This window comes from Streptomyces sp. NPDC002793 (assembly GCF_040295485.1).
Lineage (GTDB): Bacteria > Actinomycetota > Actinomycetes > Streptomycetales > Streptomycetaceae > Streptomyces.
The window spans coordinates 1-12,611 of record NZ_JBEOVL010000050.1; the positions used below are offsets into that span (position 1 = coordinate 1).

At 70.6% G+C, this 12,611-nt stretch carries 11 protein-coding genes; 8 read left to right on the forward strand and 3 right to left on the reverse strand.

The genetic code is table 11. The features are described 5' to 3' along the window. Positions 1 to 318: 318 nt before the first annotated feature. Positions 319 to 522 carry a cold-shock protein gene (locus ABT001_RS31100; RefSeq protein ID WP_003967102.1) on the reverse strand — a complete coding sequence of 68 codons (204 nt, stop codon included), beginning with the start codon at positions 520 to 522 and terminating at the stop codon, positions 319 to 321. A gap of 284 nt (positions 523 to 806) precedes the next feature. Between ABT001_RS31100 and ABT001_RS31105 the strand changes: the two genes are divergently transcribed. The 4 genes from ABT001_RS31105 to ABT001_RS31120 all read left to right on the forward strand — a co-directional run bounded on the left by ABT001_RS31105 (position 807) and on the right by ABT001_RS31120 (position 5,623). After that, positions 807 to 1,685 carry a menaquinone biosynthetic enzyme MqnA/MqnD family protein gene (locus ABT001_RS31105; RefSeq protein WP_351284496.1) on the forward strand — a complete coding sequence of 293 codons (879 nt, stop codon included), beginning with the start codon at positions 807 to 809 and terminating at the stop codon, positions 1,683 to 1,685. Positions 1,686 to 2,067: 382 nt separating this feature from the next. Next, complete coding sequence (locus ABT001_RS31110; protein ID WP_351284498.1) at positions 2,068 to 3,687, forward strand: serine/threonine-protein kinase; 1,620 nt, start codon at positions 2,068 to 2,070, stop codon at positions 3,685 to 3,687. 84 nt (positions 3,688 to 3,771) lie between these two features. Next, positions 3,772 to 4,971 carry a cyclic dehypoxanthinyl futalosine synthase gene (gene mqnC, locus ABT001_RS31115; protein WP_351284501.1) on the forward strand — a complete coding sequence of 400 codons (1,200 nt, stop codon included), beginning with the start codon at positions 3,772 to 3,774 and terminating at the stop codon, positions 4,969 to 4,971. 7 nt (positions 4,972 to 4,978) lie between these two features. After that, positions 4,979 to 5,623 carry an imidazolonepropionase-like domain-containing protein gene (locus ABT001_RS31120; protein ID WP_351284504.1) on the forward strand — a complete coding sequence of 215 codons (645 nt, stop codon included), beginning with the start codon at positions 4,979 to 4,981 and terminating at the stop codon, positions 5,621 to 5,623. A gap of 7 nt (positions 5,624 to 5,630) precedes the next feature. Here the strand turns inward: ABT001_RS31120 and ABT001_RS31125 are convergent, their stop codons facing one another. Beyond that, positions 5,631 to 6,443 carry a DUF3152 domain-containing protein gene (locus ABT001_RS31125; protein WP_351284506.1) on the reverse strand — a complete coding sequence of 271 codons (813 nt, stop codon included), beginning with the start codon at positions 6,441 to 6,443 and terminating at the stop codon, positions 5,631 to 5,633. A gap of 385 nt (positions 6,444 to 6,828) precedes the next feature. On the opposite strand from ABT001_RS31125, the gene ABT001_RS31130 reads away from it, so the two are divergent. The 3 genes from ABT001_RS31130 to mptB all read left to right on the forward strand — a co-directional run bounded on the left by ABT001_RS31130 (position 6,829) and on the right by mptB (position 10,501). Next, entirely contained in the window at positions 6,829 to 7,521 is a 693-nt protein-coding gene (locus ABT001_RS31130; protein WP_351284509.1) for a demethylmenaquinone methyltransferase, read from the forward strand. Between the two features lie 186 nt (positions 7,522 to 7,707). Then, positions 7,708 to 8,991: a geranylgeranyl reductase family protein gene (locus ABT001_RS31135; RefSeq protein WP_351284512.1), complete on the forward strand. Its 1,284-nt coding sequence runs from the start codon at positions 7,708 to 7,710 to the stop codon at positions 8,989 to 8,991. 31 nt (positions 8,992 to 9,022) lie between these two features. Next, on the forward strand, positions 9,023 to 10,501 hold the full coding sequence (gene mptB / locus ABT001_RS31140) for a polyprenol phosphomannose-dependent alpha 1,6 mannosyltransferase MptB (protein ID WP_351284514.1): 1,479 nt from the start codon (positions 9,023 to 9,025) through the stop codon (positions 10,499 to 10,501). Positions 10,502 to 10,570: 69 nt separating this feature from the next. On the opposite strand, the gene ABT001_RS31145 is transcribed toward mptB, so the two are convergent. Next, positions 10,571 to 11,407, reverse strand: a complete 837-nt coding sequence (locus ABT001_RS31145) for a C40 family peptidase (RefSeq protein WP_351284517.1) — start codon at positions 11,405 to 11,407, stop codon at positions 10,571 to 10,573. 835 nt (positions 11,408 to 12,242) lie between these two features. Between ABT001_RS31145 and ABT001_RS31150 the strand changes: the two genes are divergently transcribed. Further along, entirely contained in the window at positions 12,243 to 12,602 is a 360-nt protein-coding gene (locus ABT001_RS31150; RefSeq protein WP_003992243.1) for an NADH-quinone oxidoreductase subunit A, read from the forward strand. Positions 12,603 to 12,611: the final 9 nt, after the last annotated feature.

A 12,611-nucleotide genomic window follows, 5' to 3' on the forward strand; every position in this document is an offset into this window, starting at 1 on the left:
AGGATCAGACGAAGGCCGCCCCCACGTCCGGTGAATCCCCAGGTGAGCGACCCAGTACGAGACACCGTTCGAGACCGGAAGAAAAAGAACAAGCTGCGGGCGAAGTCTCCGATGGTGAACATGGTGTCTCCCCTTGCGGAGGTTCACACGGTGAGAAGGTCAAGGGCTCTCCCGGGCGCCGCGTTCCGGGTCCGGGGGCCGGCCGTGCGGTGCCGCGGGAAGAGGCAGAAAAGGCAGGAGCCCCGTTCCTCCGCCGAAACGGGGGAGCGGGGCTCCTTGGGTACTGCTCACTCGGCCGCGATCGGCCGACCCGGGCAACTAGGCCGGGGTGACGTTCTCAGCCTGCGGACCCTTGGGTCCCTGAGTGACGTCGAAGTTCACGACCTGGTTCTCCTCGAGGGAGCGGAACCCGGACGCGTTGATCGCGGAGTAGTGGACGAAGACATCCGGGCCGCCGCCGTCCTGGGCGATGAAGCCGAAGCCCTTTTCAGCGTTGAACCACTTGACGGTTCCGGTAGCCATAAGCCCTCCTTGGGCCAAAGGGTTGCCCTGCTCCAGAACCTGCAAACAAGTCTGAAAACTACAAAAGCCTGCGGGTTACATGCTCCGCAGGCTCTGTACTGCAAGGGAAACCAAACTGCAACTTGCGGCGAGCCTAGCACGCAGTCTGTGGGGAGCGGTAGAGGGAAAGATCACTTCACCCGGATGTTTGATCGGGCCGTCGGAGAGCTGACGGACAAGGCCCCGCGGAGCGGTCCGGATGCCCCGCTGATGCAGTCCGACAGAGACAGGTCTAGCCTCGCGATGTGGACAATTCAACCGTCTCTCCCGTAGAAGGCGACGACCGTCGCAGCAGGCCGCGCGTCGGCCACATCCAGTTCCTGAACTGCCTCCCCCTCTACTGGGGCCTGGCACGGACCGGGACCCTGCTCGACCTGGAGCTCTCGAAGGACACCCCGGAAAGGCTCAGCGAGCAGCTGGTCAGGGGGGACCTGGACATCGGTCCCGTCACCCTGGTCGAGTTCCTGCGCAACGCGGACGAACTGGTCGCCCTCCCCGACATCGCGGTCGGCTGCGACGGCCCCGTCATGTCGTGCGTGATCGTGTCCCAGCTCCCCCTGGAGCAGCTGGACGGGGCCCGGGTGGCCCTCGGATCGACCTCGCGCACCTCCGTACGCCTGGCCCAGCTGCTGCTCTCCGAGCGGTACGGCGTGGAACCCGACTACTACACCTGCCCGCCGGACCTCGGCCTGATGATGCAGGAGGCCGACGCGGCCGTGCTCATCGGCGACGCCGCGCTGCGCGCGAACCTGCACGACGCCCCCAGGCTCGGGCTGCGGGTCCACGACCTGGGCCAGATGTGGAAGGAGTGGACGGGGCTGCCGTTCGTCTTCGCGGTCTGGGCGGCGCGCAAGGACTACCTGGCCTCGCACCCCGACTACGTGGAGAAGGTGCACGAGGCGTTCCTGGCCTCCCGGGACCTCTCGCTGGAGGAGGTCACCAAGGTCGCCGAACAGGCGGCGCGCTGGGAGTCCTTCGACGCCGAGGTGCTGGAGCGCTACTTCACCACCCTGGACTTCCGCTTCGGTCCGGACCAGCTGGCGGGTGTGCGTGAGTTCGCCCGTCGGACCGGTCCGACGACCGGCTTCCCGGCGGACGTCAAGGTCGAACTGCTCGGCGGCTGACTCCTTCCGGCACGCGGAATGGTGCGGGAAGAAGATGAATCCCGTACCTTCCCGGGCCTTCATGCCTCCGGCCCTTCCATTCCCCTGATGCGTGACTCCGGCATTCCGTTCCCGTGAAAGGGCTCGAATGTCCGGAGTTCCGTCGCAGGCCGCCCCCGGGCGGCCGCGCGGTCGAATAGCGGATGACTCCAGGAGTGCCTTCCGGTTTCCCTCCGGTGAAGCCCGAACGGCGTGGACGAACGACGTATTCACGCCTTTCCGTGTGGCGAAAACCCTGCTTCGTGCCCATAGGGGCGATATCGGCGGAAGAGGTTTCCGTGACCGTGCGACGCGGGCGCCCTAGGCTTCCGTGCGAGTCCCGGGGACCACAGGGGGAGACCGCATGCAGCCGCTGGAAGCCGGCGAACCGCACACCATCGGCGCCTACCGGCTGCTCGGCAGGCTCGGTGCGGGCGGGATGGGCCGGGTCTACCTCGGCCGGAGCGCCGGCGGGCGGACCGTCGCGGTCAAGGTCGTGCACCCCCACTTCGCGCTCGACGAGCAGTTCCGCGCCCGCTTCCGGCGCGAGGTGGACGCGGCCCGGCGCCTCGGAGCCCAGTGGACGGCCCCGGTCCTGGACGCCGACCCCGACGCGGCAGTCCCCTGGGTGGCGACCGGCTACGTCGCCGGTCCGCCGCTCTCCGACGCGGTCACCCGCCACGGCCCACTGCCCGAGTACGCCGTACGGACCCTGGGGGCCGGGCTCGGTGAGGCGCTCGACGCCGTACACGCGCACGGTCTCATCCACCGCGACGTGAAGCCGTCCAACGTCCTGCTGGCCCTCGACGGCCCCCGGCTGATCGACTTCGGTATCGCCCGGGCCCTCGGCGCCACCGTCTCCCTCACCTCCACCGGCGTCTCCGTCGGTTCGCCCGGCTACATGGCGCCGGAACAGATCCGGGGCCAGGACATCTCCGGAGCGGCCGACGTCTTCTCGCTCGGCGCCGTCCTCGCCTACGCCGCGACCGGATCGGCTCCCTTCCTCGGCGACTCCTCCGCCGTGCTCCTCTACAAGGTGGTGCACGAGGAACCCGAACTGGGCGACCTGGACGGGGACCTGCGGGAACTGGTGACCGCGTGCCTCGCCAAGGACCCCGCCGGACGGCCCGACCCCGCAGCGCTCGCCCGCAGGCTGGCGCCCGGCGGGGCCACGGCGCTGGTGGCGCCCGGCTGGCTGCCGGGCCCTCTGGAGCGTGAGGTCAGCAGGTCGGCGGTGGCCCTGCTGGACCTGGAGCCGCAGGACGAGCCCGTGCGCTCCGGACCCGTGCCGTTCAGCAACGCCTCCCTGGGGAGCGCCGCGCTCGGCACCTTCGGCCCGCCGCTGCCGCCGCCGCCCTCCGAACCGCCGGCCACGTCGGGGGAGCGGGGCCGGATCGCCGTCACCGTGGACAGCGGTCCGCAGCCCGGTGCCCGCCGGGGGCGGCGGGTCAGCTGCACCGTCGCGCTGGCCGTCGCCGGCGCCCTCGCCGTGATGACCGTGGGTGCCGCGATGCTGGGGGACCTGCTGCCCCTCCCCGGCGACGGCGACCGGAGCAACGACGCCGCGCAGCAGCCCCCGGCGGCCACACCCCCCTCGGCCTCCGCACAGGTGAGCGCGTTGCCGAAGGCGTTCGCCGGCACCTGGAAGGGGCCCACGACCGAACGCGGCGGCGCCCCGCACGGCACGCTCACCGCCGTCTTCGCCGAGGGGAGGAAGAGCGAGGAGGTGGTCCGGCTGTCCTACCGGCTCGACGCGCTCGGTACGACCGTCGTCTGCAAGGGCATCGGCACGCTCGTCTCCGGCACCGCCACCGAGCTGAGGGTCCGGGAGCGCGCGGACCCCGACGCCCGCACCGGTGCGCTGTGCACCGGCGGGGAGGCCGACCTCGTCTTCACCCTCGCCTCCGACGGCACCCTGCGCTACGAGTCCCACGAGGAGGCGGCGGGTACGCCGAAGGGCACGCTCACCCGGACCGGGGACTGAGCCCGGCGCCGAGCCGGGCAGAGGCTGGCGTACGCTGAATCGGTCCGTAGATCCGTTGAAAAACCGCCGAAAGGTGACAGCCCGGTGACCGAGAAGGCCGACCTCCAGCCCATCCTCGACCGCGCCGCCGAAGGCGGGCGGATCACTCCTGAGGAGGCGCTCGACCTCTACAGGTCGGCTCCGCTGCACGCACTGGGAGCCGCGGCCGACGCCGTGCGCCGCCGTCGTTACGCCGGTACGGAGCACATCGCGACGTACATCATCGAGCGCAACATCAACTACACCAACGTCTGCGTCACGGCCTGCAAGTTCTGCGCCTTCTACGCGCCGCCCAAGGACACCGCCAAGGGCTGGTCCCGCGACCTCGACGACATCCTGCGCCGCTGCGCGGAGACCGTCGAGCTGGGCGGCACCCAGATCATGTTCCAGGGCGGCCACCACCCGGACTACGGCGTCGAGTACTACGAGGAACACTTCTCCGCGATCAAGAAGGCGTTCCCGCAGCTGGTCATCCACTCGCTCGGCGCCTCCGAGATCGAGCACATGGCCCGCATCTCCGGCGTCTCCGCCGAGGAGGCCATCGAGCGGATCCACGCCGCCGGCCTGGACTCCTTCGCCGGTGCCGGTGCCGAACTGCTGCCCGCCCGGCCGCGTACGGCGATCGCCCCGCTCAAGGAGTCCGGCGAGCGCTGGCTGGAGATCATGGAGATCGCGCACGGCCTCGGCGTCGAGTCCACCTCCACCATGCTGATGGGCACCGGTGAGACCAACGCCGAGCGCATCGAGCACCTGCGGATGATCCGCGACGTACAGGACCGGACCGGTGGCTTCCGCGCCTTCATCCCGTACACCTACCAGCCGGAGAACAACAAGCTGAAGGGACAGACGCAGGCCACGCTCTTCGAGTACCTGCGGATGATCGCCATCGCCCGGCTCTTCCTCGACAACGTCGCCCACATCCAGGGCTCCTGGCTGACCACCGGCAAGGAGGTCGGCCAGCTGTCCCTGCACTACGGCGCGGACGACCTCGGCTCCATCATGCTGGAGGAGAACGTCGTCTCCTCGGCCGGCGCCAGGCACCGCTCGAACCGCCTCGAGATCATCGACCTGATCCGCAAGGCGGGCCGTGTGCCCGCCCAGCGCGCCACGACCTACGAGCACCTGGTCGTCCACGACGACCCGGCGAACGACCCGGTCGACGAGCGCGTCGTCTCGCACATCTCCTCCACGGCGATCGAGGGCGGCACCGCGCACCCGGAGCTGAAGCTCCTCGACGCCAACTGAGCCACCCGTGCTCACCGTTCACGCCGCGCCACTGGTCCTCCCGGTCGGCGCGGCAGGCATCGCCGGGGGAGCGGTCGCGGTGGACGGCGACCGGATCGTGGCGCTCGGGCCGTACGACGCGGTGCTGGCCGCCCACCCTGCGGCCCGGGTCCGGCAGTGGCCGGGGGTCCTCACCCCCGGCCTGCGCCAGCGTGACGGCGTCCACCTGCTGACCCGCCTCTACCACCCCGACCCGCGCGAGGCCGACGAGCTCGGCGAACAGCCGCTGACCGGCGCCGACTTCGAGCGACTGGGCGGACGGATGGACGAGCCCCGCAGGGCCGGCAGCGTCCGCCGCGGGCTGCAGCGCATGCTGCGGCACGGCACGACGCATGTCGCGGGCGGCTTCGCCGAGCCCGCCGTACGCACCGCGGTGAGCCGCGCCGGCCTGACGGTGGTCCCGCCGGCCGGTACGGGGTCCGGCGGGCCGGGCCTCGATCCCTTCGCCGGAGGGCGTGACCTGGCGGGGACCGCGCACGGCCCGCTGGCCGTCGGGGGCCGCGCGGATCTCGCCGTCTTCGACGTACCGGACGAGGCGGCGCTGATCGCGGCGGGCGCCGTGACCTGCGTCGCCACGGTGCTCGGCGGACGGCTGGTCCACCGGCGGCGGTGAGGGGCGGTCACGGCACCGAGGGCCCTCGCAGGTAGCGGCCGTTCGCGTCGTACGGCCAGGCGTTGGAGACGCAGCCCTTCAGCCCCTTGATCTGCTGCATCATGGCGGGCGCCGGCTTGCCGGGGCCGGGGCAGGTCTCGTGGCCGTACCCGAGCCAGTGGCCCACCTCGTGATTGATGATCAGGGCCCGGTACTCGGTCACCGGGCCGTCGAACTGTGGCGAACCGAGCTGCCACCGGGCGAGGTTGACCATGACGTTCTCCCCGCCACGGCAGTTCACCTCGCCCCCGGTGTCCAGTCCGTACTGCCCGCAGAGCCGGTCGGTGGTCTTCGGCGTTCCTATCCGGATCACCAGCCCGGCCGACTTGTCGGCGACCTGCCGGAACGTGGGGGCCCCGTTCTCGGTCCAGCCCCGGGGGTCGGCGAAGATCTCCGCGATGTCCTCGGCGGCACGGTCCGGGTCCACACCGATGCCGTCCTCCACCTCGACGCGGTAGCGATGGCCGCCCGCCTCGGACGAGACGCCCTCGCGGGCCACGGTGAAGGTGCCGGGACCCGACTCGGGAACGGAGTCCGGGTCGACGGACTCCTCGGCGCTCGGGGAACTCACGGGGGACTTCGAAGGGGCCGGGCTCGGCGACGCCTTCGGTGCGGCCGACGCCTTCGGCGGGGCCGTCTCCTGACCGGCCGCGACGGCGGCCTCGCCGTCGTCGTCCTGCCACGGCGGGTCGACGTAGAGGAACGCCACGACGGCCGCCACCGCGATCACCACGCCGGTGAACCCGGCACGGCGGCGGCGCATCCGTCTTCGGCGGGCCATGGAGCGTTTCCGGATCTGTGCGCGTGAGGGCCGGGCCTCCGGTGCCCGCCGCCCGGCCGTCCGGCGGGCACCGGAGGCGTTCCGTATTCGATGTGCGTCGTCACTGTGCATGTTCTGGTGATCATCCGTGGTCTCGGTGTGGTCGCGCAGGAGGATGGACCATCTGCCCCGCACGTTGATCTGCTCCCCGTTCACCGGTGCTCGGCCCCGGCGCGGCCCCCCTTTCCCTCGCCGAGTGAGACGTCGATCAGGACGGTGCTGTTCCCGAAATCGACGGTGATCGGGGTGGAGACGGTGCGGGGCGCCCGCGGCGGAAGGTACGGAAGGCCGCGGCTCGTTCCACGTCGCCGCGAGCGACCGGGAGGCGGGCTGCTTGAATGGGAGGGTGACCCGAGCATCCCTGGACAAGCAGCCGCACGAAGTCGCCTCGATGTTCGACGACGTGGCGGCGAACTACGACCTCACCAACGATGTCCTGTCGCTCGGACAGGCGCGGCTCTGGCGTAAGGAGGTCGCCCGGGCCGTCGACGCCCGCCCGGCCCAGAAGATCCTCGACCTGGCGGCCGGTACGGCCACCTCCTCGCAGCCGTTCGCCCGGGCCGGCGCCTACGTGGTGCCCTGCGACTTCTCGATCGGGATGCTCCGGGTCGGCAAGGAGCGCCATCCGTGGATGCCCTTCACCGCGGGCGACGGCACGAAACTCCCCTTCAAGGACGAGACCTTCGACGCGGTCACGATCTCCTTCGGCCTGCGCAACATCCAGGACACCGGCGCCGCGCTGAGCGAGCTGTACCGGGTCACCAAGCGCGGTGGCCGCGTCGTGATCTGCGAGTTCTCGCAGCCGACCTGGGCGCCCTTCCGGACCGTCTACACCGAGTACCTGATGCGCGCGCTGCCCCCCGTGGCCCGGGCCGTGTCGTCCAACCCGGACGCCTACGTCTACCTCGCCGAGTCGATCCGTGCCTGGCCCGACCAGGCCGGCCTCGCGACGCTGCTGCAGAAGGCCGGCTGGTCGAAGGTGGCCTGGCGCGATCTCACCGGTGGAGTGGTGGCCCTCCACCGGGGCGTGCGCGACTGACCCGGCGGGGCCCGGAGCTCCAGCCGGGAGCGGTGGGCTGTGTGCCCGGACGCCGGGCCACCGCGAGCCGGGCACGTGCGGCTCGGGGAGCCCTTCGGAAGGTCGCACAGCAGACACCCATAGACTGCACGTGTCCTGTGCCGCGCCCGCGCGGCACGCGAATTCGAGTCTTCGGGAGATCCGACCGTGACCGAGCCCCTCTCCGAGCACAGCGCGGACGTGATCGTCGTCGGAGCGGGCCCAGCCGGCTCGACGACCGCGTACCACCTCGCCAAGGCCGGCCTCGACGTCCTCCTCCTGGAGAAGACGGCCTTCCCCCGGGAGAAGGTCTGCGGTGACGGTCTCACCCCCCGCGCGACCAAGCAGCTCGTCTCCATGGGCATCGACATCTCGGAAGAGGCAGGCTGGCTGCGCAACAAGGGCCTGCGCATCATCGGCGGCGGCGTACGTCTCCAGCTGGACTGGCCGGACCTCGCCTCGTACCCGGACTACGGTCTGGTCCGAAAGCGCGACGACTTCGACGAGCAGCTGGCCCGCCAGGCCCAGAAGGCCGGCGCCCGGCTGTACGAGCGCTGCAACGTCGGTGAGCCGGTCAAGGACGAGCGCACCGGCCGCATCACCGGCGTACACGCCAAGCTCGGCGAGGAGAAGACCCCGGTCACCTTCCACGCCCCGCTCGTCGTCGCCGCCGACGGCAACTCCACCCGGCTCTCCCTCCACATGGGCCTGCACCGCCGCGAGGACCGCCCGATGGGCGTCGCGGTCCGTACGTACTTCACCTCGCCCCGCCACGACGACGACTACCTGGAGTCCTGGCTGGAGCTGTGGGACCGCCGGGGCGCGGAGGACCGTCTGCTGCCCGGCTACGGCTGGATCTTCGGCATGGGCGACGGCACGTCCAACGTCGGTCTCGGCATCCTCAACTCCTCGTCCGCCTTCAAGGAGCTGGACTGGCGCGAGGTGCTCAAGGCCTGGTGCGCCTCCATGCCGGAGGACTGGGGCTACACCCCCGACAACATGACGATGCCGATCCGCGGCGCCGCGCTCCCGATGGCCTTCAACCGCCAGCCGCACTACACCAAGGGCCTGCTGCTCGTCGGCGACGCGGGCGGGCTCGTCAACCCGTTCAACGGCGAAGGCATCGCGTACGCCATGGAGTCGGGCCAGATCGCCGCCGACGTCATCGTGCAGGCGCACGCCCGTGCCACCCCGGCGCAGCGGGAACTGGCCCTGCACCACTACCCGAAGATCCTCAAGGAGACCTACGGCGGTTACTACACGCTGGGCCGGGCCTTCGTGAAGATGATCGGGAACCCGAAGGTCATGAAGATCGCGACGCAGCGCGGTCTGACCCACCCCCTCCTGATGAAGTTCACGCTGAAGATGCTCGCCAACCTCACCGACCCGACGGGCGGCGACGCCATGGACCGCATCATCAACGGGCTCTCGAAGGTCGCCCCGAAGGCCTGAGCGCGCGGGGGGCCGCGATAGGTTGCGGACCATGGGGGCAACAGGGACACGCACCGTCGGCCGTCACCGCTGTCTCGGCGCGGCGGGATCACTGGCGGTCGCGTCGGGCGGCTGGGCCGTCGGCACACTGCCGGCGCACGATCCGTGGGGCCTGTGGGTCTCCCACGGGACCGTGGTGACCGCCGTCGGTCACGCACTGGCGTACGGCGGCCTCACGGTCCTCGTCGTCGCCTGGTGGCTGTACGGGCGGACGGGAGCCTCCGTACGCGACACCGTCGTCACCCTGGTCTGGTGGGCGGCCCCGCTGGTCCTGGCGCCCCCGCTCTACAGCGCCGACGTCTACAGCTACATCGCGCAGGGCGCGATGGTCCTCGAAGGACACGACGTCTACAGCGTCGGGCCGTCCGTCCTCGACCCCGAGGGGCGGGGCGGCGACGCATCGGCGAGCGTCGGCGGGCACTGGACCGACACCCCGGCCCCTTACGGGCCGTTCTTCCTCGTCCTGGCACGCGTCGTGGCCTGGGCGACCGGCGGCACGATCGTGCCCGCCGTGCTGGGGATGCGCGTCGTCGCCCTGGCCGGGCTGGTGCTGATCGTCTGGGCCCTGCGGAACCTCGCCCGGGAGCTCGGCCGCAGCGAGAGCGCCGCGCTGTGGCTCGGGGCGCTGAATCCGCTGATGCTCATCCACGTCGTGGGCGGTGTCCACAACGACGGGCTGATGACCGGGCTCATGCTGACCGGTGTGCTGCTGGCCCTGCGCGGTAGGTGGGTCGTCGGGTCGGTGCTCATCGGGTTCGCCGCGATGGTCAAGTCGCCCGCGGCGGTGGCGCTGCTGTTCGTCGGCGTCCTGGTGGGCCGGGCCGCGAGCGGTCCGGTCGTACGACGGGTGGCGAAGGGGCTGCTCGCGCCCGGACTGATCGCCGCGGCGGTGGCCGTCGTCGTGACGCTCCTCTCCGGCACCGGCTTCGGCTGGCTCGGGACGCAGAGCGTCGCCGCGCGCATCCACACGGCGCTGTCCCTCAGCAGCGACCTCGGCCTGGGCCTCGGCGAACTCCTGCGGCTGCTGGCCGGAACCGACCCGGATCCGGTCAAGTCGGCCGTGCAGAACCTGGGGCTGCTGATCGCCCTGGTGCTGATCGCCCGCCTCGCGTGGCAGGCGACGACCGGGCGCACGGAACCCGTTCGCGCCCTGGGCCTCGCACTGCTGGCCCTGGTCGCGCTCTCGCCGATGGTGCAGCCGTGGTACCTGCTGTGGGCGACGGCGGTGATCGCCGCCACCACGAGCGGCGGCCGGGCCCTGGGCGCGGTGACCGTGCTGTCGGCCGCGCTCGTCTACGAGACACAGCCCTCCGGCTCGACCCCGCCGTACGGTTTCGTGCTGGCCGGTCTCGTGTGCGCGGTGGGTGTGGTGCTTCTGCGCCGTGACCGGGAGGCCGGGGAGCGGGGCCGGGTGCCGGGCCGGCGACGGCCGGCGGACGAGGCCCTGGAAGCGGACGCCGCCAGGGCATGACGACGGGCCGTCACTCCCGTCCGGGGAGTGACGGCCCGCGTGCGTGCTCAGGCGTGCGGAGCTTGTGAATCAGAGAACGCGGACGGCGCCCGACGGCGGGTCGTAGTCCAGGGACTGCTGCACGACGCCGGTGCTGGAGTTCTGCGCACCGACGAACTGGCCGCCGCCCACGTAGATCCCGACGTGGTACGCGCTGCCGGCGCCGCCCCAGTACAGGATGTCGCCGGGCTGGAGGTTGTCGAGCGAGACCTGGGTCCCGGCGGTCGACTGGCTCTGCGAGACGCGCGGCAGGTCGACGCCCACGCTGCCGAAGGCGGCCTGGACGAGGCCCGAGCAGTCCCACGAGTTCGGGCCGGTGCCGCCGGAGACGTACGCGTCACCGACCTGGGACTGCGCGAACGCGATGACGGCCGCGGCGGACCCGGTGGCGCTGGAGGAGGACGAGGAGGACGACGAGCCGGAGGAGGAGCCGGAGGACGCACTGAGCGTGGTGCGCTCCGAGGAGCGGGAGGCCCGCTCGGCGGCTGCCTCGGCCTCTGCTTCCGCCTTGGCCTTGGCGGCGGCTTCAGCCTTCTTCTCGGCCTCCGCCTTGCGGACGGCCTCGGCCTTGGCCTTCTTGGCGGCCTTGGCGGCGGTGTCGGCGGCTGCGGTCTCCTGGGCCTGGATCGCCAGGTCGAGGGCGACCGCCTGGGTTGCCTGCGCGGACGCGGCGACGGAGGTGGAGAGCCCGGCCGTGATGGTGGGCATCTCGATGGTCTGGGTCACCGGCTCGGCCTGGGCCGGACCGGCAGCACCCGCGACCGCGATGGTGCTGAGGACGCCACCGGCAACTCCTGCCCGCAGTGCCGTCTTCGAGGCACTCTGGCGGGGCTTCCGGTGGCTGGGTATGTGAGCGGTGTGGGACATGGGTACTAGCGCTATCAGGGCTGTAGGGGTCCCATCAAGAAACGTGTGTTGCGACACAGTTACGTTCGGAATCCCTGAATCCGCTTATTACGGCCCCTTATTGACGCCCTAACGGGCAAAACGGGCACTCCTGTGCACCGCTGTGATCACGGGGTTCTCTCAATACGCCCGAATTGCCCGTCGCTTACCATCTGTTCACACGGTTGGCCAAGCCCGCTTTTCTTGGAGCGCGCGTGGAGTGACGCAGGTCACAGCGTGACTCTTCCATGAGGGGCGGTCGCACGGTCGCGCGCCGCCGGCCGGTCGATGTCGTTCGCCCTCGCGGGGGAGGGTGCCCCATTGGTGCGTCATGTCCGTTCCCGTGACCGTGCGTCGGGCCCGTCCGGATGGGACTCGTGGCGGCCGTCCGGAAGTTCGTGAATGCGTGCGCATTGTCCGCATCGGTACCGGAGTCCCTCGTCCGAGTGCCTGCCGTGAGCGGTCGATTTCCATATCACCTGCCGGGTGTCCACCGCCAATTTGCTTGTACAGGGCGCCAATTGATAGTGCCAGGCGCCTTTGACCAGCGGTAACGACGCAAGATGTCACGTCTCGTAACCGCACGGCCGCTTCGCGTGTGAAGATCACCGCTCATCCGACTTCATGATCGTTCGTCAGGTGGTGGAGATCACAAAGACGTTGGTGTACCCCGTGTCGCAGATCACAGGACGGCAGGCATAGGATGCGGGGCAGTCGGGCTTGTGAACTGCCTCACATGTGCACGATCTTGCTGAGGTGGCGAGCCGATCGCCCGATGCGGTCCAACGGTCAAGGACGACTGGAAGGAGCGAGGAGCGTGAATGCCTACGCGCCCATCCTCGTGCTCGGCGCCCTCGGGGCAGGGTTTGCGATCTTCTCCGTGGTCATGGCCACGCTTATCGGCCCCAAGCGGTACAACCGGGCAAAGCTCGAAGCGTACGAGTGCGGTATCGAACCCACCCCCACTCCAGCCGGAGGCGGCCGTTTCCCCATCAAGTACTACCTGACGGCGATGCTGTTCATCGTCTTCGACATCGAGATCGTCTTCCTCTATCCCTGGGCGGTCACCTTCGACGCCCTGGGGATCTTCGGGCTCGTGGAGATGCTGCTCTTCGTGCTCACCGTCTTCGTCGCCTACGCGTATGTGTGGCGCCGGGGCGGCCTGGAATGGGACTGAGGGGCTGAG